Below are 25228 nucleotides of genomic sequence, written 5' to 3'. Positions count from 1 at the left end.
GAATAAATGAAAAGGATGAGGTTTGTATGAAACAAGGTGGAGGGGGGAGTCCCTGGCGAGCTTTCGTACTCGTGCATGGGGTGGGAATACAGTTGGTGGCATCGATCCTTATCGGACTGTATGGAGGCCGGTTTTTTGACAGACACTTTCATACTTCACCGTGGTTGACAATTGTAGGATTAGTCATTGGAACATCTGGCGGGATATTTGCCGCTGTGAAATTGGTGAAAGCATTTCTGGGGGATCGTCGTTGATGAATGAATTTCATCTGCGGGCAAAACGGGTTTTGCTCGAAGTGTTGCTGGTTGATGTATTTTTTCTGCTCCTCGGATTGGTTTGGACAGGCGTTCGATACTATACGAACGGTCTATTGTTGGGTGGTCTTGCTAGTTTGTATCAGGTTTTTAGCATCGCTGTGCAATCTGAGAAAATCGCAGCTTTTGCACTTGGGCGAGTGCGCAGGAAACCTGCTTTTGGTATGGTCTCGCGCTGGGTTGCAGTTATGCTTGCCGGTTTGATTGCCGCCAAAACGCCCGGGATTAGCATTGTGTGTACTGTAATCGGTCTTTGTGTCGGCTGGTTGCTGTTGCTCATGGATGCTATGCTGTTTCACGCAACAGATTCCAAGTGACGAAAGGGGTGAAAAGGTTTGGAACACGCGTTTCCCAAAATTACAATCGCAGGTCTTACCTTTAATCTGACGGTTATTGGAATGTCCATTATTACAGCATTGATCGTAGCGATTGTTGCGCGCGCAGCAGCGAGTCGATTGGATCAAAGAAGTCCAAGTGGATTGCAAAACTTTTTTGAATGGGTAGTTGATTTTGTCCGTGGATTGGCACGCGACATGATGGATGAAGAAACCGCTGAAAAATATCTGCCATTGGGTTTGGTAATGATCACGTATTTGTTTGTGGCCAACTGGATGGGTTTGATCACAAATGTGGTTGTCCATACCGAAACCGGAAGCAGCTTCTTTGGCATTAAGCCGGGAGATCAAGTATCTTTCTTTATGTCTCCGACTGCTGATTTGAGTTTGGCGATGGGCATGTCGCTGATGGTCAACATCTATGCGCATGCAATCGGTTTGCGCCATCCGAAAGCTTATTTTGGCCACTATGTGCAACCGTATGCACTTATGTTGCCGATGACGATTATCGAAGAAGTTTCAAAAATCTTGACGTTAGGTCTTCGTCTGTTTGGCAACATTTTTGCCGGTGAAGTTTTGATCGCTGTTTGTTTGCAAATTCCCAAATTGTTTGGCGTCCTGCCGACGGGTGTCATTCCGTTGTTCCCGTGGCTGGCATATAGCGGGTTTGTAAGCAGCATTCAAGCGTTCGTATTTACTGTGTTAACGTTTGTGTATATTTCTTCCAAAGCGAATCTTGCTCATCACCATTGATGTCTGCTTGATGCAGTTGCTGTATGAAAAGAAGGACTTGAAAAAGAGGCTTTACGTTCAGCGGTTCTTTGTGATTTTTTGAACTTCTTTTGCTTTGAACTTCTTTTACTATTACTATGGTATGTGTGAGAGCTTGGGATGTATGCACGTCATGTTATAGATCCAAATGCTATGCAAACGTTCCGTATAGATGTTTGCACATGGTTTTTCATGTTTGCACATTGTTTTTATTGATAACATTCGGCGAATGGTCGAGGGTAACTATAAGGAGGTACAAACAAATGTCATTAGCAGTTATTGCGGCTGGTTTAGCACTCGGTCTTGCAGCGATCGGTGCAGGTATTGGTAACGGTCTTGTCGTAGGTCGTACAATTGAAGGGATTGCACGTCAACCGGAAATGCGCGGGATGTTGCAAACTCAAATGTTTATCGGTTTGGCGTTGGTCGAAGCATTGCCGGTTATCGCACTGGTCTTCGGCATGATTTTCTACTTCACCAAGTAATGTCAACCGGCTATCGAAGGTTGGCGAGGCAATCCACGTTTGCCTTGCCTTCCTTTTGTAAACGACTCGAAGTGAAAGTTGAATGGCTACGATACATGGCATAACAGGATAACGGTTGGTCGAGGGGAGTGAAAGAGAGTGTCGATCGATTTTGGTACAATGCTGGCCCAGTTAGTCATCTTCCTGTTGCTGTACTGGTTTTTGAAAAAGTACGCATTTGGACCATTGATGAAAATGATGAAGGCCCGCCAAGAATACATTGAGAGTCAGATTCATGTGGCAGAACAAAACCGTACAGAAGCGGAGAAACTTGCTGCAGAGCATCGACAAGCGATTGAAGCGGCAAAGCGCGATGCCCATGAATTGATGGAAAATGGCCGTAAGACTGGCGAACGTCAGGCACAAGAAATCCTCAAGGCGGCGGAAGAAGAAGCAAGAAGATTGAAAGAAGAAGCTCTCACGGACATTGCCCGGGAAAAAGAAAATGCAATTGCCGAATTGAAAGAACAAGTTGGTTTATTGACCGTTTTATTGGCTGAAAAAGTCGTTGCAAAAGAAATTGATCTGGCGCGTCATCAAGTGCTGATTGATGACGCGGTCAAGGAATTGGGTGACCGCGTATGTTAAAAGGTGCTGTGGCAAAGCGTTATGCAAAGGCGCTTTACGAAGTCGCCCGGGAAAAACAGGCAACAGAGCGTGTGGCAACAGATATGGCGCTCGTTGCAAAGACGGTACAAGAATCTGCTGATTTGCAGAAAACTCTGCTGAATCCTACGATTCCGATGACGGTCAAGCAGCAAATTATTGCAGATGTATTTCAGACAAGCGTTCATGAAGTTGTGATCAATTTCCTTAACGTATTGGTGCAAAGACATCGTGAAGCTTATATTTCCGTATTGGCAGAGGAATTCAATCGATTGGCAGATGCGGAAAAAGGCCGAGTGCAAGTGCATATTGAATCAGCAATAGCTTTATCCGATTCGGAATTATCCAATGTAAAAGAACACCTGACAGGTTTGCAAGGCAAACAGGTGGAGCTTATTACATCGGTAAATCCAGACTTGATTGGCGGAGTGCGTTTGACCATCGGGGATCGCGTGATTGATGCGAGTGTGAAAACCCAGTTGGAAAAATTCCGGAATACATTCGCGCAATCAAGTGCAGTACGTTAGACGCGTGAGGGGTGAGAACGAATGAGCATTCGTCCTGATGAAATCAGTACGTTAATAAAACAGCGTATTGAGAACTATAAGGCGGACATTGAAGTATATGAAGTTGGTACGGTTATTCAAGTCGGTGACGGTATCGCACAAGTTCATGGATTGGAAAAGGCAATGGCAGGAGAACTCATCGAGTTTCCAAATGGTGAGTATGGAATGGTATTTAACCTCGAAGAAGATAACGTTGGGGTTATCGTTCTTGGGACAGTTATGGGTATTAAAGAAGGCGATCAGGCAAAACGCACAGGCCGCATTGTGGAAGTGCCGGTCGGCGAAGCTTTGATCGGCCGTGTCGTCAATCCGCTCGGACAGCCATTGGATGGCCGCGGTCCGATCGAAACGAAAGAATTTCGCCCGATCGAATCATCGGCTCCTGGCGTCATTGAGCGTAAATCCGTTCATGAACCGATGCAGACAGGTATAAAGGCGATTGACGCAATGGTTCCGATCGGTCGCGGACAGCGGGAATTGGTCATCGGCGACCGTCAGACAGGAAAAACGGCTGTTGCGATTGATACGATTCTGAACCAAAAAGGCCAAGGCGTTATTTGTATCTATGTTGCCATCGGACAAAAGCAGTCGACAGTTTCACAAGTCGTAGAGACGCTTCGCAAGCATGGCGCAATGGACTATACGATTGTCGTTACAGCGAGTGCTTCCGACCCGGCGCCGCTCTTGTTCCTGGCACCGTTCACCGGATGTTCGATGGGCGAGTACTTCATGTACAAAGGCGGTCATGTATTATGCGTATATGACGATTTGACAAAGCAAGCGTCCGCATATCGCGAGTTGTCCTTGCTGATGCGCCGTCCGCCTGGACGTGAAGCATACCCAGGGGATGTGTTCTATCTTCATTCCCGTTTGCTGGAGCGCGCTGCAAAGCTAAGCGACAAACTCGGCGCAGGTTCCTTGACAGCTTTACCGTTTATCGAAACACAAGCAGGCGATATTTCCGCTTATATTCCGACAAACGTCATTTCCATTACAGATGGACAGATCTTCATGGAATCCGATCTGTTCTATTCCGGTGTGCGTCCGGCGATCAGCGTTGGTTTGTCTGTCTCCCGTGTGGGTGGTTCGGCACAAATCAAAGCGATGAAAAAAGTAGCGGGCACCCTGCGTCTCGATTTGGCGCAATATCGTGAGTTGGCTGCCTTTGCACAATTTGGCTCCGACCTCGATAAAGCGACATTGGCGCGTTTGAACCGCGGGGAACGCACGATGGAGATCCTGAAACAGCCGCAATATCAGCCGATGCCGGTGGAAAAGCAAGTTGTCAGCATCTGGGCTGTGACCAACGGACATATGGATGATGTTGCCGTAACGAGTGTGCAGCGGTTTGAACAGGAATTGTTGGCATATGTCGATACCAACTATCCGCAAATCTTCAAAGCGATCGTAGATACAAAAGATTTGTCCAAAGAAACGATTGAGCTTTTAAAAGAAGCAGTAACGAAGTTCAAAGCAACATTTGTTGCATAAATGGGTTCACCATTTCAAACAGAAGGTGGTGACATAGGTGGCAAGTACTCGAGATATACGCAGACGGATTAAAAGCGTTAAGAATACACAGCAAATTACGAAGGCGATGAAGATGGTGGCGGCTGCCAAAATGCGCCGCGCCCAGGAGAAAGTACAGGAAGCGCGGCCGTATGCGGCAAAGATCGAAGAAGTTGTTGCAAGTGTGGCTAAGAGCAGTGGCGGAAAGCATCCGATGCTTGTCTCGCGGCCTGTCAAAAAGACAGGATATATCGTCTTGACGGCAGATCGCGGGCTGGCAGGGTCCTTTAATGCACAGGTCATACGTTTGGCGGTGAACGAACTGGCAAACAAGTCGCGGGATCAATATTCTTTGATTACCATTGGGCGCAGGGGACGGGACTTCTTTAAAAAGCGGGAGTATCCGATGTCCGGTGAAGTCGTAGGACTTCCCGACTTTCCGAATTTCGCCGATATTAAAGCGATTAGTGAAATGGTCGTCAATTTGTATCAGGACGAAGTGTTTGATGAAGTGTATTTGCTTTACAACGAATTCATCAACCCGATTCAACAGGTACCGGTTATGAAGAAGCTTCTTCCTTTGGAAGATTTGGCAAAATCGGAACAAAAGGAAGCATCTTATGTACCTGGGGGATCCTCGAATAAAGAGAATACTGGTTATAAACCAAGTTATGAGTTTGAGCCTTCCGCTGAAGCGGTATTAGACAAGCTGTTGCCGAAGTTTGCTGAAACGCTGATCTACTCGGCGCTTCTGGAATCAAAAGCCAGCGAGCAAGGTGCGCGGATGACGGCAATGGGCAATGCGACAGATAATGCATCGGACATGATCGATTCGTTGACGCTTGCGTTGAACCGTGCCCGTCAAAGTGCAATTACCCTGCAAATCATGGAAATCGTCGGTGGGGCTGAAGCTCTAAATTCGTAAATGGTTCAAACATTGCATGAGACTATTGCATTCGGCTTGAATGTTAGATTGAAATTTGTCGGATCTAAAAATTGAGTCGTTTACCGTGATTGGAGGGGAAACGAAGAATGAGTAAAGGATACGTTGTGCAGGTGAAAGGTCCTGTTGTTGATGTGCGGTTTCCGGAAGGACAACTGCCGGAGATCAACAACGCTGTCACCATTCAATATACGGCACAAAATTCTTCAGAACGTAATATTCATTTAACTTGTGAAGTAGCATTGCATCTGGGTGATAACGTCGTTCGTACAATTGCCATGTCTTCTACGGATGGTCTTGTTCGGGGCATGGAAGTGGCCGATTCGGGCGCACCGATTTCTGTACCTGTAGGTCAAGCGACGCTGGGCCGGATTTTTAACGTACTGGGCGATACAATCGATGAGCAAGGAGATGTTGCTACATCGGAGCGCAATCCGATTCATCGCCCCGCACCGGAATATGCCGATTTATCTACAAAGATTGAAATTTTCGAAACCGGTATTAAGGTTGTTGACTTATTGGCACCCTATATCAAGGGTGGTAAGGTCGGTTTGTTCGGCGGTGCCGGTGTCGGCAAGACTGTCTTGATTCAGGAACTGATTCACAACATTGCCAAACAGCACGGTGGATTTTCTGTTTTCGCCGGTGTCGGCGAGCGTACACGTGAAGGTAATGACTTGTATCACGAAATGAAGGATTCAGGCGTTATCGATAAGACGGCAATGGTGTTCGGTCAGATGAACGAGCCGCCGGGTGCGCGTATGCGTGTGGCATTATCCGGTTTGACGATTGCAGAATATTTCCGTGACGTGGAAGAGCGTGACGTGTTGCTCTTTATCGACAACATTTTCCGCTTTACACAAGCCGGTTCCGAAGTGTCCGCATTGCTTGGCCGGATGCCGTCAGCCGTTGGTTATCAACCGACATTGGCGACAGAGATGGGGCAATTGCAAGAACGGATCACATCGACGAAAAAAGGTTCGATCACATCGATCCAGGCGATCTACGTTCCTGCCGACGACTATACAGACCCGGCTCCGGCAACGACATTTGCCCACTTGGATTCTACAACCAACTTGGAACGCAAGTTGACAGAGTTGGGGATTTATCCGGCTGTAGATCCGCTTGCATCGACATCTCGTGCCTTGACGCCGGAAATCGTCGGACAAGAACACTACCAGGTCGCTCGCGGCGTGCAGCGAATTCTGCAAAGATATCGCGAGCTGCAAGATATTATTGCGATTCTCGGTATGGATGAGTTGTCTGATGAAGACAAGTCGACAGTTGCGCGCGCACGGAGAATTCAAAACTTCCTGTCGCAGAATTTCCACGTGGCAGAACAGTTTACCGGTACACCTGGTCAATACATTCCGCTGAAAGAAACCGTTCGCGGCTTCAAGGAAATTCTGGAAGGCAAGCATGACAACCTTCCGGAAGAAGCGTTCCGTTATGTAGGATCCATTGAAGAAGCGGTTGAAAAAGCGAAAAAGCTTATGGCCTAATCGACTCCCGGTTTAGGACAATAGCCGTAGGAGGTTAGCGTAATGAGAACTGTACCACTCGAGATTGTTACACCGGATCGTCTTGTATACAAAGATGATGTCAATATGGTTATCGCTCGCGGTGGCGACGGAGATTTGGGCGTATTGCGCGGACATATGCCGTTAATGACAACATTAAAGCCAGGGATTGTAAGGATCAAAAAAAACAATGCCGAGGAACAGTTTGTTGTAACTAGCGGATTTATGGATGTAACACCGGAGCGCGTAGTGATTTTGGCAGATACGGCAGAGTCGCCGCAAGAGATTGATGTGGATCGTGCACGTGCGGCAAAAGAACGTGCGGAAAAACGTCTGGCGGGCAAGGATGATTCTGTTGATGTCGAACGCGCAAAGAAAGCATTGGAACGTGCGGAATTACGTTTGAAAGCTGCGTTGCAGAAAAATAAAGCGATTTGAAACGATTCTGTTGTCGCGAATATTTCGTATTTCGTGAGAATAGACTATGTACAAATGAAAAGGTGCCTTACGGGCACCTTTTTCCTCATGTTAGAGAATATTCATTTTTGGAAATTATGCGGTTTTTGTATTTTAAGTAATTCTTTCAATCGTTCACACAATTTTCAAATCAAGAAATCAAAAACTTTTTATATGAAGATATGGATAATCTGCAGGAAATCAGGCAATTGGCTGTGTTTTTAATAAAGTTTTGACAAAAAGCTATTGTTTTACAGTAGTTTTTACATTTGCTATAATAGTGAAGGCTATTCAAGAATCTGTGAAATTTTTCTCAATTTTGGAGGGACTACTATGTTCTCATACTGGAACAGCTATTTATTTGTAGTATTGTTCCTGCTCTTGGGCATTTTTCTTCCCTTCTCTTCGATCGTTGTGCTTGGGCCGCTCATTCGCCCCAAAAATCCTTACAAAGCAAAACTCACAACGTACGAAAGCGGAGTCGAACCATTTGGAGAAGCCCACGTCCGTTACAATGTCCGGTATTATTTATTTGCTTTGCTCTTTGTTGTTTTTGATGTTGAAATCGTATTCTTATATCCATGGGCAGCAACATTTAAGCAACTGGGAGCGTTTGGACTGGTTGAAATGTTGTTTTTTATCTTCATGCTGATCATTGGTTTGCTCTATGCATGGAAAAAGAAGGTGTTGGAATGGATGTAGTAAACCTGAATCAATTGCCAAAAATCGAATATGAAGGTTTTACGCCGGAAGAATCACGTCAATTGCAGCAAAATGTATTGGTGGGCAAACTTGAACAAGTGAAAGCATGGGCACGCAGCAATAGCTTGTGGCCATTGACGTTTGGTCTTGCTTGCTGTGCCATTGAAATGATGGGTACAGGTGCGTCCCATTATGATCTTGACCGATTTGGGATCGTATTTCGCGCATCGCCAAGGCAATCGGATGTAATGATTGTCGCGGGGACGGTCACCAAGAAGATGGGGCCGTTGCTGCGCCGTTTGTATGACCAAATGCCGGATCCCAAATGGGTTGTTGCAATGGGTTCCTGTGCGACGGCAGGCGGGCCGTATATTCGTTCCTACTCTGTAGTCAAAGGCGTCGATCAAATCGTCCCGGTGGATGTGTACATCCCTGGTTGCCCGCCATCTCCACCTGCATTAATCTATGGTCTCAATATGTTGCAAGAGAAAATCAAACTTGAGGCCCGTGGGAAGAAGGTGCAACGATAAATGGCGGATGATCGGCAAAATGAAACGCCTGTAACAGAAACGCCCGTAACAGCTGATACAAAAGAAGAAGCAATTCCCAGGAAAGAATCCAATGTGGAGGGAAAGCCGGTTACCGAGAAGGCTGCATCTGAGAAGCCGATTGTCGCGAAGGCTGTTGCTGAGAAGAAGGTTGTTGCAACGCCCGCAAAGGAAGCACAGGCGGACGGAAAGTCGGAAGCGAAGCCTGCAAGACCTGCGAAAGCTGCGGCGAAAGAAGATGCTCCCCCGGATCCTCGCCGACTGGAAGCGCAAAAGGTGCTTGATGAACTGCGTGCAAAAGTGGAAAAAGAGTTTGGAACGGGTGTCCTGGAAGAAGCTCTATTGGCAAAATTCCGTCCGACTCTTGTCGTTAAAAACGATGCGTGGCTTGATGTGGTAACCTATTTGAAAAACGAACCTTCGATTGCGCTCGATTATGTGGAATGCATGGCTGGAACGGATTATCCTGCGAAAGGATACATTGAAGTGGCTGTTTATGTCCAGTCCATGACCCAGAATTACTATATTTGCGTCAAAGCTCGTGCAGACCGGGAAAACCCGGCGCTTCCTTCATTGGCATCTGTTTTTCAGGGAGTCAATTGGGAAGAACGGGAGATTTTTGATTTGCTTGGCGTACAGTTTACGGGACATCCCGATTTGCGCCGTATCATGATGCCTGACGATTGGAAAGGGCATCCGTTACGTAAAGACTATTCTGTGATGGATTAGGGGGATAAAAGTGGCACAGATTCGTACTGAAGAAATGTTACTGAATGTTGGTCCCCAGCACCCGAGTACACATGGCGTGTTTCGTTTGGTTGTAAAAGTCGATGGTGAAACAATCGTAGATGCGCAACCGGTCATCGGGTATCTCCACCGGGGAACGGAAAAGCTTGCGGAAGGACTGCAATATACACAGTTTATCCCGTATACAGACCGTCTCGATTATTTATCTTCCATGTTGAACAATTTTGCAATTGTTCATGCGGTCGAAGAGGCAGCGGATATTGAAGTGCCTGAGCGGGCGCAATATCTGAGAATTATCGTGGCAGAGTTGAACCGTGTCGCGTCGCATCTCGTGTTTTTGGGTACATATCTATTGGATTTGGGTGCCATGAGCCCATTCTTATACGCGTTTCAGGATCGTGAGCAAATCGTCGATTTGTTCAACAAGATCTGCGGCGCCAGACTCACTTACAATTATATGCGCGTCGGCGGTGTCAGATGGGATGCGCCGGAAGGCTGGATCGACGAAGCGAAAGCCTTTGTGAAATACATGAAGGATCGCATGCAGTTATACCACGACTTGGTAACAGGCAATGAAATATTTCTAAACCGTGTAAAGGGTATTGGAAAATTTGATGCGGCGACGGCCATCAATTATTCATTGAGCGGCATCAATTTGCGCAGCACCGGCTACAAGTGGGATTTGCGCAGGGATCGTCCGTATTCGATTTATGATCGATTTGATTTTGAAGTGATCACGGGGACGAATGGCGATTGTTACGATCGATACATCTGCCATATCCAGGAACTTATGGAATCGCTGAAAATTGTCGAGCAAGCATTGGAAGCCATACCGGAAGGGCCGGTGCTTGGAAAAGTTCCCAAATTAATTCGTGTACCTGCAGGCGAATACTATTCCTCCATCGAAGGTGCTCGCGGGGAACTGGGCGTTTATATTGTCAGTGAAGGAAAAGACAAACCGTATCGGCTGAAGCTTAGAAAACCTTCCTTTGTGAATTTGCAAATTTTGCGCGAACTGCTCATCGGCCAGTCAATGGCCAACTTGATTGCAATTCTCGGAGCTGTCGACATTGTTTTAGGGGAGGTCGATGCGTAATGCTGCATTGGCAGGATCAACCCTTATCCCTTTCCACATTTCTTGGAATGGTCATCGGCGCTGTTGTCGTTCTTGGTTTTATTTTGTTCGTCGTTATGTATCTGATTTACTTTGAACGGAAGGTCATCGGCTGGATGCAAAACCGCATCGGTCCCAATCGGGTGGGTCCCCTTGGCTTGCTGCAATCTCTTGCGGACGTGTTGAAACTGCTTTTAAAAGAAGACGTGATTCCGGCAGCCGCTGATCGTTCGCTGTTCATGCTGGCGCCGATTATCGCATTTGCGCCGTCGTTTATGGTACTGGCAGTCATACCGTTCTCGGCAACGCATGTGTTTACAGCAGGACTCAATGTCGGTGTATTGTATTATATCGCCTTGTCATCCATGACGATCATCGGGGTTGTGCTGGGTGGTTGGGCGTCCAACAATAAATACTCTCTGATCGGGGGCATGCGTTCCGGCGCGCAAATGGTCAGTTATGAAATTCCCCTGGGGATGTCGTTGATCGGCGTTGTGTTGATGGATGGCTCTCTGAATCTCAATCAGATTGTCGAACAGCAGCATGCCAGCCATTTGTGGAACATTATTCCGCAAATACTAGGGTTCTGTGTCTTTCTCATTTCTGCTGTCGCCGAGTTGAATCGGACGCCATTTGACTTGCCGGAAGCCGAATCCGAACTGGTTGCCGGTTACCATACAGAGTACACAGGTTTCCGGTTCGCGTTCTTTATGCTGGCCGAATATGTATACGTATTTGCCATGTCGGCATTAGGCGCAACGATGTTCCTGGGTGGCTGGTCAGGTCCGTTTTTACCTGGCTGGTTGTGGTTCGGAATCAAAACCTGCGTATTCATTTTCTTCATGTATTGGATTCGCGCGACAATGCCGCGGATTCGCGGAGACCAGTTGATGTCCTTTAGCTGGAAAGTGCTGATGCCGTTGGCCATCCTGAATATTGTGATAACCGCAATTGTGAAGGTCTTATTATAAATGGTATGTTCAATAAATCGGGGGTGAGCAAGCATGTTTGGATTCCTCAAAGGACTTGGCGTAACGTTAAGCCAGATACCGAAAAAGAAAGTCACCCTTCAATATCCGGAAGAAAAACCGCAGTGGCCGGAACGGTTTCGAGGTATTCACCAGTTTAATATCGATACTTGTATCGTGTGCCACCAGTGTGCCCGGATTTGTCCGACAAGCTGTATTTCGTTAAGCGGACATCGTGACGAAAATAAAAAAATGCGGATTGACACATATGATATCGCCTTTGAGATCTGCATTTTGTGCGGATTATGTACGGAAGTGTGTCCGACGGAGGCGATTCAAATGACAGATCGCTTTGAATTGGCGGAGTATAATCGGGACGACCTCTATAAAAATATGGAATGGCTGTATCAAAATCATCTTTTCTACACCAAATCTGAGCCAACTGCAGTCGCTGAGACTGCAGAGGATACGGCCGGAAAAGTAGGTGACAAAGCGTGACGTTTTTGGGAGTTCCGTTAAGCGGACAGATGATCGCTTTTTTTATCCTGGCATTGTGGATCATCGGATGTGGTGTGGCCATGTTAAGCACTACCAAGACGATGTATATGGCAGTTGCCATCGGTGGCGTGTTTATTGGAATTGCCGGCCTCTATTTCTTGCTGAACGCTGAATTTTTGGGTGTGGCCCAAATTGCCATCTATGCTGGCGCCGTAACGATTTTGATGTTATTTGCCGTCATGTTGACACCGCACGATTTGGATCATCTGAAGACGAAAGCTTCCCAGTATGTGTTTTCTGCGATCGGCGTAATCATTCTCTTGCTTGTTTTGATTACGGGAATTCGAAAAACACAATGGGTGCCATTGAATAACCCGGATCCATCAGCGGGAAACGATGTAGCGACGATTGGCAAAGCGATATTCACACAATATGCCATCCCATTCGAACTCGTTTCCTTAATACTGATTGTCGCTTTGGTTGGTGCGGTTGTATTAGGAAGAAAGGAGGGCGACCAATAATGGTTCCTTTATCTTCGTTTTTGGCGCTGTCTGCGATTTTATTTTGTATTGGATTGTTCGGTGCTTTGACCAAACGGAATTTTGTAATCGTGTTGGTTTCCATTGAGTTGATGCTGAACGCTGTGAATATTAATCTGGTTGCCTTTTCGAAATATGGGGCGATCCCAAACATCACGGGCCAAGTATTCGGATTGTTTTCGATGACGGTCGCGGCTGCTGAAGTTGCAGTGGGTCTTGCTACGTTGATTGCATTGTATCGCAACCGGAATACGAGCGATATCCGGGATATGGATCAAATGAAATGGTAGCAAGCAGTTTCGAACAACCTCTAATAGGAGAAAGGTGATTGTATGGTACAGTATGCCTGGCTTGTCCCTTTCCTGCCTTTGCTCGCATATCTTGTGGTATTGATCCTCGGCAGGAAGGTACAAGAAAGCATTGCAGCAACTGTCAGCGTTTTGTTTGTGCTCGTTGCATTTGTGCTGTCATTCCTGATTTTGAATGACGTCGTACAAAATGGCATCCACCCGGCGGTTACATATCCATGGATCAGCATTGCGGGGCATTCGATATCGGTCGGTTACGAAGTCACGCCGCTGAATGCGATGATGTTGGTTGTTGTAACGTTTGTCAGTACATTGGTATTGCTGTTTTCCAGGGGATATATGCATGGAGACGAACGTTTTGGAGTGTTCTATCAATACTTGAATCTGTTTATTTTTTCCATGTTGGGTTTGGTGATTTCTCCAAACTTGCTGCAAGTATACATGTTTTGGGAACTTGTCGGCTTATGTTCCTATTTGCTGGTGGGATTCTGGTATTTCAAACCGGAAGCGGCAGAAGCGGCCAAAAAAGCGTTTATCGTTACGCGGATCGGGGATGTCGGTCTGTTTATCGGTATTATTCTTTTGTTCCTCGGCACGGGCTCGTTTGACTACGATGCCATTTTTAAAGCGGTGCAAGCACATCACTTTGCCGTTCACTGGATGAGTCCCCAAGCGTTTATCACATTGACGGCGATATTGATCTTTATCGGGGCGATCGGAAAATCTGCACAATTTCCGCTGCATGTCTGGTTGCCGGATGCGATGGAAGGTCCGACTCCTGTTTCCGCTTTGATTCACGCCGCAACAATGGTGGCAGCCGGTGTTTACTTGGTGGCACGGACATTTCCGCTTTTCGCCGCATCCCCGGATGCATTGACTGTTGTTGGATACATAGGAGGCATTACGGCAATTTTTGCAGCTTGTATCGGATTGACACAAAGGGATATTAAACGGGTTGTTGCATATTCCACGGTTTCACAGCTTGGCTACATGATGATGGCGCTAGGCGTCAGCTCCTATGTTGCCAGCGTGTTTCACTTGATGACACATGCCTTTTTCAAAGCGTTATTATTCCTGGCAGCAGGCAGCGTGATACATGCGGTTGATACACAGGATATTTTCAAAATGGGCGGATTGTTCAAAAAAATGCCTGTAACAGCGATCACGTTTTTGGCCGGTGCGCTGGCATTATCGGGAATCCCGCCGTTCGCAGGCTTCTGGTCGAAAGATGATATCTTATTGGGCGCATACAATAGCGGTCATATGACGCTGTTTTATTTGGGTGTGATCGCGGCATTCTTTACGGCATTTTATATTTTCCGCGTGTACTTCCTGACGTTCACCGGTGAATATAAAGGGGAAAAGCATCCGCATGAAGGTTCCTGGGTCATGACGCTGCCTCTTGTTCTTTTGGCGATTCTCGCAACGGTCGCAGGATTCTTGAATTCGCCGCTGACCCATGAGGCATTTGCCGGTTTCCTTGAAAAAGGCGGCAAATTAGGCGTCACCTACGAACCGAATGTCGCTTTGATGACGATTTCCAGCATCATCGGTTTGCTTGGCATCCTGCTTGCGGCTGCCATGTACTGGTGGAAAGTCATAAACCCGGAAACATGGGCGAACTCCCTTCGTTTCCTGTATCTCGTATCGTTCCGCAAATTTTATATGGATGAGTTGTACCATTATGTGATCGTGATTCCGGTTGTCTGGATTGGAAAAATCCTGAACGGAATCGACCGTTGGATCATCGATGGAGTCGTCACCGTATTTGGTGAAGGTACGTACATCGCCGGACTTGGTTTGAAATATGGACAGACGGGGCAAGTCCAAACATACGGATTGATCTCCTTGTTTGGCGCGATCATCCTTTTGGGAATCTCATTATTGATACAGGGGGGCGTGTAATTCATGACGAATTCGCTTTTGATTCTGACACTCCTTCCATTGTTAGGCGCTTTGTTGATTCTGTTCGTGCCGAAAGGATCCAATGGAGCCGTTCGGGGGATTGCTTTTTTGGCAACGCTATTGCCCTTGATACTCGCATTGATCTTATGGTCCCAATATGATACGACAGCGACCGGCATGCAGTTCACATCTTCCTTTGACTGGATCCATATCCCGCATGCCTATGCAGATCAAAGCGGGGATCACACGTTGACTGTATCGCTGCTCATGGGTGTTGACGGACTGTCATTGCCGATTGTCATTTTAACAGCCGTTATATCGTTCTTGGCGGTTATCGCTTCGTGGAAGATTGAATACCGGATAAAATCGTATTTTTTCTGGTACTTGCTTTTAATTACAGGACTGTTTGGCGTCTTTACATCCCTTGATGCGTTTGCGTTTTTCTTCTTCCTTGAATTGACGTTGGTGCCTGTGTACTTCCTGATCAATATTTGGGGCGGGGAACGCCGCCAGCATACGGCTACGAAATTCGTCGTCTATCGGGCGATTGCAAGTATTGGGATTCTCATTTCCTTTATCGGATTGGCCTACATGGCTGCAATCGGCGGCACAGGTGAAATCTCCACCAATTTCGTGACGATTGGCACAGTTCTGAAAACGGCGGCAAACGTTCCGCTTGCGTTGAAATACGGATTGTTCATGATTTTATTTATCGCAGTCTTGATTGAAGAAGCATTTTTCCCATTCCATACCTGGTTGCCGGATACGCATGCATCTGCAAACCCGGCTTTAAGTATGGTGATTGGCGGCGTCTTGATGAAAATTGGCGCGTATGTGCTGATTCGAATCGGCGTCGGCATCTTGCCGGACGCTTTGGCACATTATGCGACATTGATCGCTGTACTTGGCGTCATCAATATTTTGTACGGCGCATTGGTGGCCATGGTGCAAAAGGATTGGAAACGGCTTGTCGCATTTTCGACGATCAGCCACATGGGAATTGTCTTATTAGGGATTGCAGCGCATAATAGCGCCGGCATTCAAGGTGCCATTTTTATGATTGTATCTTCCGGGCTTTTGTCTGGCTTGTTGTTCTTTGTACTTGGAGCCGTTCAGGATCGGACGCAGACCACACAGATCCACGAACTCGGCGGGCTTTCCAAATCCATGCCGATTTTATCGGGTGTATGGTTGGCGGCGTCTTTGGGTTCTTTGGGCCTTCCAGGCATGAGTGGATTTATCAGTGAAATCACATCGTTTATCGGAGGGTTTGCCATTTTCCCTGTACTGTCCGCATTTGGTACACTCGGATTGATTCTTGCAGCCGTATATCTGCTGTGGGCGATGCAGCGTACGACATTTGGTCCGTCCCGCGGCATTTGGCAGGGACTGGACGATGTTCGCGCGATCGAATATATACCGATCTTTGTCTTTCTCGCTTGTATTATTTTGATCGGTGTATATCCGGCAGTATTAGGCGATGTTGTGAATCAAACGGTGCAAACCTTCGTGACGAGGATAGGAGGGTAAACCGTGAACCAGCCAGCAGCTATGGTAACGTTTCATGAAATTTGGGCAGGAATGGCACCGGAAGTAGTACTGACAGGTTTTGCATTCTTGTTGATGGTTCTTGATCTGTTTATATCGAAAGAGTCCCGCAAGTCTTTGACATGGTTGGCGATTCTGGGCATTGTGATTGCGATCGGCCTGACAGTGCGGCAATTCGGACTGTCACAGCCGGTGGTTGTGGCGCAGGGACTGTATTATGTCGATGGGTATAGCAGTATCTTCAAACTGCTGTTTTTAGTTACGACCGGATTTGTGTTGTTGATGTCGATCGATTACAACAAGCGAATTCAATTGCATATCGGTGAATATCCGTATTTGCTGTTGTTTGCCACAGTCGGTGCGATGGTTATGGCATCGGCGCTGGAATTGATCACATTATATGTGGGTCTTGAGCTGCTTTCGATCACGTCGTATGTATTAATTGCGTTGCGGCGCGATGAAGCGAAGTCGAGCGAAGGTGCGATGAAATACCTTGTGGTAGGTTCGATTGCATCTGCCTTTATTTTGTACGGAATGTCGTTTATTTATGGATTTACCGGAACTACGAATATTGCACAGGCATCTTCCCAATTGGCGCAAATGTGGGATCAGGCGCCTGCCTTGATTTTGATGTCGCTCTTGTTTCTGCTGATCGGTTTCGGTGTCAAAGTATCCCTTGTGCCGTTCCATATGTGGGCGCCGGATGCATACGAAGGCGCACCGACACCTATTACCGCTTTTCTGGCAGTTTTGTCAAAAGCAGCAGCGATTGCGATGATGGTGCGCGTATTCATCTGGGGATACAGCCACCACTACGATTCCTGGTATCTATATATTGCGGTGATCGTTGCAGTCACGATGATTGTGGGGAACGTTGCCGCATTGCCGCAGCGCAACTTTAAACGTTTGATGGCGTATTCCAGCATTGCGCAAGCCGGATATGTATTGATTCCTTTGGCTGTACTGGGAAAAGCGACACAACAAGCGAATCTCTGGCAGGGGTTAAGCCAAATCGTGTTTTACCTCTCTGCTTACGTTTTTATGACAGTAGGAGCATTTACCGTTCATGCAGTCATTAGCCAGGAAGTCGGTACGGACGATATCGATGGGTATGCGGGATTGTACAAACGTTCTCCATGGTTGGCAGTTTGTATGGGGGTATTCTTGCTGTCAATGGCAGGGATTCCGATTACATCCGGTTTCTTTGGAAAGTTTTACATATTTATCGGAGCCATCAATTTCGGCTTCATCTGGCTGGCGGCGATTTTATTCCTGGCCAGCGCCATTGCGTTTTACTATTATTTTGGCGTATTGCGGCGAGTGTTCGTACGCGAACCGGCAGAAGTATTGGAAGGCAAAAAAATAGACATTTCCTTTGGTGCAAATTCCGTACTGATCCTGTGCGTACTGGGTACCATTCTTTTGGGAGTGTACCCGGATTTGCTGTTAAACGTACTCAGCAACTTGCATTGGTTTGGATAATGCGGCAACAAGTATTTGTAAGCCAACGATTCTGACGATTCCGATTCTGCTGTTCCTGTTGTACGCAGATTGGGCAGAGCCTCTCGAAAAGAGGCTCTTTTTTTCAAATTGCGGGTGCAAGCCGGCAGGCAGGATGGTCGGTGAAAAGGCAAGATGGACGGCGAAAAGGCAGACTGGATGGCAGCAAGGCAGGATGGGTGACGAAAACAGTGGGGATGGCAGAAAGGCGGTGAAAAACATGGCAGCAGGTTCCGGCTATGCGTTAAGTTTGGGATCGGAAGGTGCATTGCAACTGATTTTTCTGATGGGCAGTATTGTGATTTCTTGGTATGCATTGGGAAACGTGCGTTGGGAGATATTTGCCAAACATCCGGCGAGCGGTTCTGTTCGCATATTGCGATTGATTGTGGCGATTTTATTAGGTACGCAACTGTCCGACTTTTTTATGCAATACGTAAATGCAACGATATTATTGCGCCACTGGTAACAACATCGAATAAAAAAAGCGTTAAAAAACAAAAGCATATCCTTTCCAAAGAATATGCTTTCCAATGGATATGCTTTCCTTTTTAATCTTTTTCGTGTATGTCTAATCTCTTTCGTGCAGGTGGTAAGGGACAGTTGAAATCACTATATCTTTACGAGCCAACAAGATCGATCGGATACGAAAGGCAGATTGATTGTGCAACAAACGGTGCCACCATTTTGTTACGATAAATTGTGGCAAAAGCACCGTAATGACATCTTTTTCCTCTACGCGCTTCTCAATCCGATCAATAAATTCCAAAAGGGGCTTTGTTACGGATCTGTAGCGTGATTTGAAAATGACAAGCCGAACGCCTGGGTTCCACTGCTCCCATCTTGCTTCCATTTTTTCTGCATCCTCATCGCTAAAGGCAACATAAAATACAATAATGTTCGGGGAAAGTGTCTTTGCATACGCAACGGTAGACACTACCACTCGATGAATCCCCGCGACCGGTATAATAATAACAGACCCCTTTTTTGGCAGCGGTTCTTCCAAATTGACTCGCAATTCTTTCGCAACGGCTTCATAATGTTTGTAAACTTTCGTAATCATCCACAGCAAAATAGGCGATGCAACAATGACAATCCAGGCGCCCTCCGTAAATTTTGTAATACAGAAAATGATGACAACGGCGAGTGTCACTATGGCTCCTATTCCATTGATCAGAATTTTACGTTGCCAACCTTTGGGACGTTCTTGCAGCCATTTGCGAACAAGGCCTGTTTGCGATAATGTAAATGATAAAAAAACTCCAATTGCATAAAGCGGGATTAAGAGATCCGTTTTTCCTTTAAACACAATTAAAAGTATGCTGGACAATATGCCCAATACGATAATTCCATAGTTGTATGCTAAACGATCCCCCCGATTCATAAACATCCTTGGGAAGTTTTTATCTTGTGCCATGATGGAAGCAAGGATCGGGAAACCATTGAAACTGGTATTGGCAGCTAATGTTAAAATAGCCATTGTGGCTAACTGCGTGATAAAATAAAATGCTCCACGGCCAAAGGCGTGTTCGGCAACCATCGACAGTACGGAAGTGTTTCCGGTCGGATCAGGAGTTGCGCCATATGCCAATGCCAAAACTGTTACCCCGCCAAAAATAATGGTCAACAAGATGCCAAGCGTAAGCATCGTTAGTTTTGCATTTTTTTGAGAAGGTTTGCGAAAATGCGGAACCGCATTGGAAATCGCCTCAATTCCGGTAACAGCCGAACAACCGGAAGAAAACGCTTTAAGTATGATAAACAACGTCAATCCGGTTGGAATTGTACCAGGTATACTTACAGGTTTTACTATATTTCCAGACATTAGGTCGAACAACCCTTTTCCAACCAAAGCCAACATACAGAAGATAAACAAGTATGTCGGAAACGCAAATACGGTTCCTGATTCGGATGTGCCCCGCAGATTCATCCACACCATCAGCCAGACAAGAAACAAAGCAATCGGAACAATATAGGGTATGGACGCAGGGTAGGCGGAAGTAATCGCTTGAACGCCGGCAGATACTGACACCGCGACTGTTAGGGTATAGTCGATCAATAAAGATACTCCGGCAAGACGCCCCCATGCCATTCCTAAGTTGTACTTTGCAACAACATAGGCGCCTCCTCCTTGTGGATACGCATCAATCACTTGACGATAGCTGATGACCAAAATCCCGATAAGTAATATAATTGCCAATGCTACCGGTAAAGCAAATGAGAAAGCAACACTTCCGACAACCATCAATTCGAGCAGGATTTCTTCCGTACCGTATGCCACAGACGAAAGAGCATCGGAAGACAAAATGGGCAACGCCTTCCAAATCTGCATTTTTTCAGCTTCCGCTTCGCTTGTTTTTAACGGTCGTCCCAATAATAATCGTTTTAACGATTGGGTTGTCATTCCTCTGTGCCCCCCTGATTCTAACTTCTCTATTTTAGACTGCCCAAAAAAACAAAAAAGCCACAGAAGAGTAAATCTTTCCGCGGCTTTTATGCATGGTGAAACAAGCCATGCTTGCACATGAAATTTCCTCCTCTCTAAAACGCTTACGAAGTTAGCTGACGGATTCGGACGTGAGAGTCGCCCTACCTGTATTCAACAGGATTCACCCCGGCAAGAAAATTTCTCTCCGTTGGTTCCCCCGTTTCCTTCACGGAATTCAGCGAATTTGAGTGCAATATTTGTTTAATGGGTATGAATGGAATCATACTCTGGCTAGAATAGAATAGCAAAGCGAGTTTTGTTAAAAAACACGAGAGTTTAACTCATTTCCCTGTAAAGAAAGCGATTTCTTTAATTGGGCCGTTGATTTTCAAAGTTTCTCTGGCAGTTCCATTTGCAAGTAGCTATCGATTGAGAAATAATAAAAGGGTATATGTAGTTTCTCATACGTGTTTTCTTATAGAGGATGTTCAAAAAGTAGTCAAAACTCCACGGCGGATTGCTTTGCCGAATCCCAAAAAGGCTTACTCATGTACCAAACACGTACACTCCGTCGCCTTTTCGTGCTTCGGCTTCGCACTCCTTGTGTCTTACTTAACCACTTTTTGAACACGCACTTATATGTTGGGTAAAAGTAGGGGGAAAGAAATTGTTGGCAAATATCACTTTGTGGCTGAATCAATACGGATACCTGGTCTTATTTGTATCACTGATGATTGAACTTGTTGCTTTCGGCATTCCCACAGAAATCATTATGATGTATGCCGGTTTTCTCATCTTTCAGGGAAAATTGGGGTGGATTTCTTCAATCGTTTCGGCAGGGCTTGGAGCGATGATTGGCATTACTTTTTCCTATTGGATCGGCTACAGGCTTGGAACTCCTTTTTTTCATAAATACGGGCATAAATTTCATATGGGCCCGGAACGAGTGGAAAAAACGTCGCAATGGTTTGGCAAGTATGGGAATAAATTGCTTGTTGTAGCATATTTCATTCCTGGAGTTCGCCACATTACCGGATATTTTTCAGGTATCACAAAAATTCCGTATCGTGTTTTTTCTGTTTACGCATATCTGGGTGCATTGATATGGGTTTCGACATTTATTACGCTTGGAAAGATCTTGGGACCGCAGTGGGAGCAGTATCAACGTACAATTGAAAAGTATTTAATCATCGGCTTTGTATACTTGGCGCTAGTTATCATCGCTTTTTATGTTTACAAAAAGTACCGTATTCAAATCTTTGAATCCACAAAAACAATCATAAGCAAAGCGGTGTACACATTTCATTCATTAGGACGCGTGAAATTTTTTGTTGCTGGAACTGCAGTCGTATTTCTCGTGCTTTTTGGATTGATGATTGGTCTTATTCAAGATTATTTGGCAAATGAGTTTCAAGATTTTAATACCGTTACAATACTTTTGATACATTTGATTTTCAGCAAGGATTGGACTCCTTGGATGAAGGGGTTTTCCGCATTGGCATCTTATAAAATTTTGATACCTTTGGCTGTTTTGGCGACGCTTTGGATTCTTATAAAGGGGAAAGACAAAAAACTTGAAATTATTTTTTTACTGGTAGTGATGATTGGCGGAGGGATCCTGGAAGAGATGCTGCAATCCATTTTCGCTTTATTGGGTACGAAAAGGCCTTTTCTAAACGAAACCTCTCGTATATTTCCGGGTGAACAGTCATTGCTATCGATAACGGTTTATGGGTTTTCGGCTTTTTTATTCGTTCGCCATTACGGAAGAGCATGGATTCGTGTCTTTGCTTTATTTTCAGTGATTTTTGTATCCATTTTATTAGGATTGAGTCGGATTTATTTTGGCATTCAGCTTCCCAACGATGTCATGGCGGGATTTGTATTTGGAGGAGTTTGGCTAACGTTCAATATCATATTGTTAGAGGTCTTTCGTATTTTACGATATGAAAGATTTGGCAATTAAAATGATCGTTTGAAGATTTATTCGATAACTTCGTTAGAATTTTAAATAAAACCGGGGCGCAGGTGCATTGGGGATTATGATAAAGATGAATGAAAGAATACCGGGACGCAATGCGAAGGAAATATACAAACTGATTCGTACGCAAGGTGTTGCTTTAAAAGCAGATCTTCTGGAAAAAAGCAAATTAACCGTCAGCACGTTGACAAGAATATTGGAAGAACTTATTTCCTTGGGACTCATTTTGGAAGCGGGTTTTGGCGAGTCCACAGGTGGACGCAAACCAATCCTATATAAGATAAATCCTGCGTATGCGCATGTGTTTGGACTTGACATTTCCAGAACGTATTCCAAATTAATTTTATTTGATCTTGATTTAAAGATAGTGGATACCGTTCGTTGGTCCATGACAACAAGCATGACGCCGGAAAAATTAATAAATGAAATCATATATGCTGTTCAAACTATGATGACAAATCACAATATCGCGTTAGCATCCTGTTTGGGTATGGGGATAGGAGCGGTTGGTCCACTCGATCGGACACAAGGTATCATACGATCCCCAAAGTACTTTCCTGCGAACGGTTGGAGCAATGTACCGATTTGTCAAATGATTGAAGAACCGTTCGGATTTCCTGTCATGCTTGATAACGGTACAAACACTTCAATCTTGGGGGAATACTGGGCATCTTCACAATATCGATATCAGCATTTGCTTTATGTTACTGCGGGTGTCGGGATTCGTTCATCGATGATGACGAGTGGAAAAGTTGTATATGGCGCCGTTGATATGGAAGGCTCCATTGGACAAATGATCATTCAAACAGATGGTCCTCCGCCAAGGGAACCTGGGGGGAATTACGGCTCTTTGGAATCCTATGTATCCATTTATGCCTTGGAGCAAAAGGCTCAATCCCTGCTTAAATCAGGTCGAAAATGCATGTTGAATGAATTGGTATATGCCCCGGAAGATGTACGATTTCATCACTTGCTGTACGCGCTGAATGAAAAGGATCCTTTAGCGGTCGAAATATTTACCCAATCAGCTACGTGTTTTGGCATAGGACTCGCGAATGTATTGAATATTCTTCATCCGGAACATGTGATTTTGGGCGGTCCGTTAATCGATACGAATGATTTGTTCTTTGCTATTGCAAAAGAAGTCGCCTTAGAAAAAACGTATGATTCGCCTTCCTATTCTGTAGAATTTAGTCGTGGGAAACTTGGAAGCGATGGGATCGCTACAGGTGCGGCTGTTATGATGATCAATCAATTGACGGAATAATCATCTTCTTTTTTTTGTTTTGGCGTACGGCAGAAAGTATACAGGCAATACCGGCAACAGCAGCGATGACTACGAAAGACATCCGGAAAGCAAACAGCATTTGTAGACTGGAAGCCATATGTTCCGACAACACACCTTCATATGAAATAAACAGTTGGTAAGAAAGACCGCCGAATGTTATGCCAAATCCCATGCCAAGTGTACGCGACATATTTAAAATCCCGCCGGCTACCCCAAGTCGATGCGATGGCGTACTGCCCATAACACTACTATTATTAGGGGGTGTAAATATACCAAGCCCGCTCCCGACCAGAAAAAGCCCGAGAATCAGATAGAGATAGGTCCAGTTTCCACCGACAAATGAGAGCATGATAGAACCGCAGGCAGCAGCCGACATGCCGATTATTGTAGGGATGCGCGTACCGAAGCGGTCGGCGATTGCTCCTGAAATTGGTGTGAATATCGTCATGCCGATTGGGATGATGGAAAGAAACAGCCCCGATTGAAGCGGATTGATCTTTTGCACACCCGCAAGGTAAAAAGGGACAAGCAAAAGGACTGCATACATGACTGCAAATGATAGAATTCCCGTTACGTTTCCAAGAGTAAACGTCGGATTTTTAAATAAGGAAAGATCAACCATGGGGAATTTCATGTTTCGTTCGATCCATATAAAAGCAACCATGCCTACTATGGTGATCGTGTAACTCATCATAACAACAGGAGAGGTCCATCCTTGCTTTAACCCCATATTGAGCAAGTAAATCAATGCAACCAACGTCGGTGCAAGGATTATCGTACCAAGATAATCAAATCCTTCTTTATTCGGGTTTTTGCTATCTTTGGGTAAAAATAAAACACCTAAAGTTGTTCCGATAATTCCCACAGGTATGTTGACAAAAAACAACCACCGCCAACTAAGAAAATGAATCAAAGCTCCACCGATAGCAGGCCCAAGGCTAAGTCCTATTCCTTGTGCACTCGCTTGCAGTCCGATTGCTTTGCCGCGGTCTTTAGAAGGGGTAGCTGCGGTAATGATTGCTACACTATTGGCTTGCAGCATGGCAGCGCCAATCGCCTGGACGACTCTTGATATGAGAAGAAGCGGAACGGAAGAAGCAGTGCCGCAGAACGTTGAGCCAATGATGAAAATAAGAAAGCCGATCGAGTACATCCAGCGCCTGCCAAATAGATCAGCGAGGCGCCCGAATGTCACAATAAGTGCCGCGAGCGTCAAAAGATACACCAAGCTAATCCATTCAACTGAATTAATTGACATGTGAAATTGAGCTTGAAAGGTTGGTAAAGCAATATTGATAATACTGGCATCTAATGCGGCCATAAATGCGCCAATGCATACGGTGCCAACAACATACCAATGATAACCGCGACGATTGCAAATGGATTTCAATGGGAAATGACTCCAAAGTGATGATTGATGAGGTTTATCACAATTTGGTGTAGGCAATGGTAAAGTAGACATATTTATTACTCCTTACTTAAATAATGTAAATATTGAACAGTGTTTATTTGGAAGAATATTTACAATTGCTGCAAATGAATTGTTTGCATATTCGATACAAAGAAGAAAGCATGTAAGCAGACAAAAAACAACCGTTATGAAATATACA

At 45.5% G+C, this 25228-nt stretch carries 26 protein-coding genes and 1 riboswitch; of the genes, 24 read left to right on the top strand and 2 right to left on the bottom strand.

The window, feature by feature from the left end; genetic code table 11:
* The first annotated feature begins 26 nt into the window (after window positions 1-26).
* From LSG31_RS04880 to LSG31_RS04775, 22 genes are all read left to right on the top strand, one after another.
* Window positions 27-254 (top strand): AtpZ/AtpI family protein, encoded by a 228-nt coding sequence (locus tag LSG31_RS04880; protein WP_347438280.1) that lies wholly within the window; start codon window positions 27-29, stop codon window positions 252-254.
* Window positions 254-631 carry an ATP synthase subunit I gene (locus LSG31_RS04875; RefSeq protein ID WP_347438279.1) on the top strand — a complete coding sequence of 126 codons (378 nt, stop codon included), beginning with the start codon at window positions 254-256 and terminating at the stop codon, window positions 629-631. The genes LSG31_RS04880 and LSG31_RS04875 overlap by 1 nt, the downstream gene beginning before the upstream one ends.
* An 18-nt stretch (window positions 632-649) precedes the next feature.
* The gene (gene atpB / locus LSG31_RS04870; RefSeq protein ID WP_347438278.1) at window positions 650-1402 is read left to right on the top strand and encodes a F0F1 ATP synthase subunit A; all 753 of its coding nucleotides are present in this window, start codon (window positions 650-652) and stop codon (window positions 1400-1402) included.
* Between the two features lie 281 nt (window positions 1403-1683).
* Window positions 1684-1905 (top strand): F0F1 ATP synthase subunit C, encoded by a 222-nt coding sequence (atpE, locus tag LSG31_RS04865; protein ID WP_347438277.1) that lies wholly within the window; start codon window positions 1684-1686, stop codon window positions 1903-1905.
* Between the two features lie 138 nt (window positions 1906-2043).
* Window positions 2044-2532 (top strand): F0F1 ATP synthase subunit B, encoded by a 489-nt coding sequence (atpF, locus tag LSG31_RS04860; protein ID WP_347438276.1) that lies wholly within the window; start codon window positions 2044-2046, stop codon window positions 2530-2532.
* Window positions 2526-3077, top strand: a complete 552-nt coding sequence (locus LSG31_RS04855) for a F0F1 ATP synthase subunit delta (protein WP_347438275.1) — start codon at window positions 2526-2528, stop codon at window positions 3075-3077. The genes atpF and LSG31_RS04855 overlap by 7 nt, the downstream gene beginning before the upstream one ends.
* A 21-nt stretch (window positions 3078-3098) precedes the next feature.
* A complete protein-coding gene (gene atpA / locus LSG31_RS04850; RefSeq protein WP_347438274.1) occupies window positions 3099-4607 on the top strand; it encodes a F0F1 ATP synthase subunit alpha in 1509 nt (502 codons plus the stop codon).
* A 37-nt stretch (window positions 4608-4644) separates the two neighbouring features.
* Window positions 4645-5550 (top strand): ATP synthase F1 subunit gamma, encoded by a 906-nt coding sequence (atpG, locus tag LSG31_RS04845; RefSeq protein WP_347438273.1) that lies wholly within the window; start codon window positions 4645-4647, stop codon window positions 5548-5550.
* Between the two features lie 107 nt (window positions 5551-5657).
* Entirely contained in the window at window positions 5658-7070 is a 1413-nt protein-coding gene (gene atpD / locus LSG31_RS04840) for a F0F1 ATP synthase subunit beta (protein WP_347438272.1), read from the top strand.
* A gap of 42 nt (window positions 7071-7112) precedes the next feature.
* Window positions 7113-7526 carry a F0F1 ATP synthase subunit epsilon gene (locus LSG31_RS04835; RefSeq protein WP_347438271.1) on the top strand — a complete coding sequence of 138 codons (414 nt, stop codon included), beginning with the start codon at window positions 7113-7115 and terminating at the stop codon, window positions 7524-7526.
* A gap of 351 nt (window positions 7527-7877) precedes the next feature.
* Entirely contained in the window at window positions 7878-8246 is a 369-nt protein-coding gene (locus LSG31_RS04830) for an NADH-quinone oxidoreductase subunit A (protein ID WP_347438270.1), read from the top strand.
* Window positions 8237-8776 carry a NuoB/complex I 20 kDa subunit family protein gene (locus tag LSG31_RS04825; protein WP_347438269.1) on the top strand — a complete coding sequence of 180 codons (540 nt, stop codon included), beginning with the start codon at window positions 8237-8239 and terminating at the stop codon, window positions 8774-8776. Before LSG31_RS04830 ends, LSG31_RS04825 begins: the two co-directional genes overlap by 10 nt.
* On the top strand, window positions 8777-9523 hold the full coding sequence (locus LSG31_RS04820; protein ID WP_347438268.1) for an NADH-quinone oxidoreductase subunit C: 747 nt from the start codon (window positions 8777-8779) through the stop codon (window positions 9521-9523).
* A 10-nt stretch (window positions 9524-9533) separates the two neighbouring features.
* Entirely contained in the window at window positions 9534-10637 is a 1104-nt protein-coding gene (locus LSG31_RS04815; RefSeq protein ID WP_347438267.1) for an NADH-quinone oxidoreductase subunit D, read from the top strand.
* On the top strand, window positions 10637-11626 hold the full coding sequence (gene nuoH / locus LSG31_RS04810; protein WP_347438266.1) for an NADH-quinone oxidoreductase subunit NuoH: 990 nt from the start codon (window positions 10637-10639) through the stop codon (window positions 11624-11626). Before LSG31_RS04815 ends, nuoH begins: the two co-directional genes overlap by 1 nt.
* A gap of 33 nt (window positions 11627-11659) precedes the next feature.
* Window positions 11660-12121, top strand: a complete 462-nt coding sequence (locus LSG31_RS04805; RefSeq protein WP_347438265.1) for a NuoI/complex I 23 kDa subunit family protein — start codon at window positions 11660-11662, stop codon at window positions 12119-12121.
* Window positions 12118-12642: an NADH-quinone oxidoreductase subunit J gene (locus LSG31_RS04800; RefSeq protein WP_347438264.1), complete on the top strand. Its 525-nt coding sequence runs from the start codon at window positions 12118-12120 to the stop codon at window positions 12640-12642. The genes LSG31_RS04805 and LSG31_RS04800 overlap by 4 nt, the downstream gene beginning before the upstream one ends.
* Window positions 12639-12950, top strand: a complete 312-nt coding sequence (nuoK, locus tag LSG31_RS04795) for an NADH-quinone oxidoreductase subunit NuoK (protein ID WP_347439441.1) — start codon at window positions 12639-12641, stop codon at window positions 12948-12950. The genes LSG31_RS04800 and nuoK overlap by 4 nt, the downstream gene beginning before the upstream one ends.
* Before the next feature lie 42 nt (window positions 12951-12992).
* Window positions 12993-14873 (top strand): NADH-quinone oxidoreductase subunit L, encoded by a 1881-nt coding sequence (gene nuoL / locus LSG31_RS04790; RefSeq protein WP_347438263.1) that lies wholly within the window; start codon window positions 12993-12995, stop codon window positions 14871-14873.
* Between the two features lie 3 nt (window positions 14874-14876).
* Window positions 14877-16403 (top strand): complex I subunit 4 family protein, encoded by a 1527-nt coding sequence (locus LSG31_RS04785; protein ID WP_347438262.1) that lies wholly within the window; start codon window positions 14877-14879, stop codon window positions 16401-16403.
* Window positions 16404-16406: 3 nt separating this feature from the next.
* Complete coding sequence (locus tag LSG31_RS04780) at window positions 16407-17903, top strand: NADH-quinone oxidoreductase subunit N (protein ID WP_347438261.1); 1497 nt, start codon at window positions 16407-16409, stop codon at window positions 17901-17903.
* A gap of 133 nt (window positions 17904-18036) precedes the next feature.
* Window positions 18037-18390, top strand: coding sequence for a DUF1146 domain-containing protein (locus tag LSG31_RS04775; RefSeq protein WP_347438260.1), 354 nt, complete (start codon window positions 18037-18039; stop codon window positions 18388-18390).
* A gap of 102 nt (window positions 18391-18492) precedes the next feature.
* Here LSG31_RS04775 and LSG31_RS04770 read toward each other — a convergent pair whose 3' ends face one another.
* The gene (locus LSG31_RS04770) at window positions 18493-20325 is read right to left on the bottom strand and encodes an APC family permease (RefSeq protein WP_347438259.1); all 1833 of its coding nucleotides are present in this window, start codon (window positions 20323-20325) and stop codon (window positions 18493-18495) included.
* Between the two features lie 128 nt (window positions 20326-20453).
* A riboswitch (cyclic di-AMP (ydaO/yuaA leader) is annotated at window positions 20454-20600 on the bottom strand.
* Between the two features lie 416 nt (window positions 20601-21016).
* On the opposite strand from LSG31_RS04770, the gene LSG31_RS04765 reads away from it, so the two are divergent.
* Both LSG31_RS04765 and LSG31_RS04760 read left to right on the top strand, forming a co-directional pair.
* Window positions 21017-22315, top strand: a complete 1299-nt coding sequence (locus LSG31_RS04765; protein WP_347438258.1) for a VTT domain-containing protein — start codon at window positions 21017-21019, stop codon at window positions 22313-22315.
* Between the two features lie 85 nt (window positions 22316-22400).
* On the top strand, window positions 22401-23597 hold the full coding sequence (locus LSG31_RS04760) for an ROK family protein (RefSeq protein WP_347438257.1): 1197 nt from the start codon (window positions 22401-22403) through the stop codon (window positions 23595-23597).
* Here LSG31_RS04760 and LSG31_RS04755 read toward each other — a convergent pair.
* On the bottom strand, window positions 23578-25080 hold the full coding sequence (locus tag LSG31_RS04755; protein WP_347438256.1) for an MFS transporter: 1503 nt from the start codon (window positions 25078-25080) through the stop codon (window positions 23578-23580). The genes LSG31_RS04760 and LSG31_RS04755 overlap by 20 nt on opposite strands.
* Window positions 25081-25228: the final 148 nt, after the last annotated feature.

Origin of the sequence: Fodinisporobacter ferrooxydans (genome assembly GCF_022818495.1) — a bacterium.
In the GTDB taxonomy this organism is placed as follows: domain Bacteria; phylum Bacillota; class Bacilli; order Tumebacillales; family MYW30-H2; genus Fodinisporobacter; species Fodinisporobacter ferrooxydans.
Note: the sequence above shows the minus strand (reverse complement) of the source record. Positions and strands in the feature narration are given on the sequence as shown.

What these genes read in the sequence shown, in the direction of transcription:
- LSG31_RS04880 (WP_347438280.1), top strand. Translation starts at nt 27, where the DNA reads ATGAAACAAGGTGGAGGGGGGAGTCCCTGGCGAGCTTTCGTACTCGTG.
- LSG31_RS04875 (WP_347438279.1), top strand. Translation starts at nt 254, where the DNA reads ATGAATGAATTTCATCTGCGGGCAAAACGGGTTTTGCTCGAAGTGTTG.
- atpE (WP_347438277.1), top strand. Translation starts at nt 1,684, where the DNA reads ATGTCATTAGCAGTTATTGCGGCTGGTTTAGCACTCGGTCTTGCAGCG.
- LSG31_RS04855 (WP_347438275.1), top strand. Translation starts at nt 2,526, where the DNA reads ATGTTAAAAGGTGCTGTGGCAAAGCGTTATGCAAAGGCGCTTTACGAA.
- atpA (WP_347438274.1), top strand. Translation starts at nt 3,099, where the DNA reads ATGAGCATTCGTCCTGATGAAATCAGTACGTTAATAAAACAGCGTATT.
- atpD (WP_347438272.1), top strand. Translation starts at nt 5,658, where the DNA reads ATGAGTAAAGGATACGTTGTGCAGGTGAAAGGTCCTGTTGTTGATGTG.
- LSG31_RS04835 (WP_347438271.1), top strand. Translation starts at nt 7,113, where the DNA reads ATGAGAACTGTACCACTCGAGATTGTTACACCGGATCGTCTTGTATAC.
- LSG31_RS04830 (WP_347438270.1), top strand. Translation starts at nt 7,878, where the DNA reads ATGTTCTCATACTGGAACAGCTATTTATTTGTAGTATTGTTCCTGCTC.
- LSG31_RS04825 (WP_347438269.1), top strand. Translation starts at nt 8,237, where the DNA reads ATGGATGTAGTAAACCTGAATCAATTGCCAAAAATCGAATATGAAGGT.
- LSG31_RS04820 (WP_347438268.1), top strand. Translation starts at nt 8,777, where the DNA reads ATGGCGGATGATCGGCAAAATGAAACGCCTGTAACAGAAACGCCCGTA.
- nuoH (WP_347438266.1), top strand. Translation starts at nt 10,637, where the DNA reads ATGCTGCATTGGCAGGATCAACCCTTATCCCTTTCCACATTTCTTGGA.
- LSG31_RS04805 (WP_347438265.1), top strand. Translation starts at nt 11,660, where the DNA reads ATGTTTGGATTCCTCAAAGGACTTGGCGTAACGTTAAGCCAGATACCG.
- nuoL (WP_347438263.1), top strand. Translation starts at nt 12,993, where the DNA reads ATGGTACAGTATGCCTGGCTTGTCCCTTTCCTGCCTTTGCTCGCATAT.
- LSG31_RS04785 (WP_347438262.1), top strand. Translation starts at nt 14,877, where the DNA reads ATGACGAATTCGCTTTTGATTCTGACACTCCTTCCATTGTTAGGCGCT.
- LSG31_RS04775 (WP_347438260.1), top strand. Translation starts at nt 18,037, where the DNA reads ATGGTCGGTGAAAAGGCAAGATGGACGGCGAAAAGGCAGACTGGATGG.
- LSG31_RS04770 (WP_347438259.1), bottom strand. Translation starts at nt 20,325, where the DNA reads ATGACAACCCAATCGTTAAAACGATTATTATTGGGACGACCGTTAAAA.
- LSG31_RS04760 (WP_347438257.1), top strand. Translation starts at nt 22,401, where the DNA reads ATGAATGAAAGAATACCGGGACGCAATGCGAAGGAAATATACAAACTG.
- LSG31_RS04755 (WP_347438256.1), bottom strand. Translation starts at nt 25,080, where the DNA reads ATGTCTACTTTACCATTGCCTACACCAAATTGTGATAAACCTCATCAA.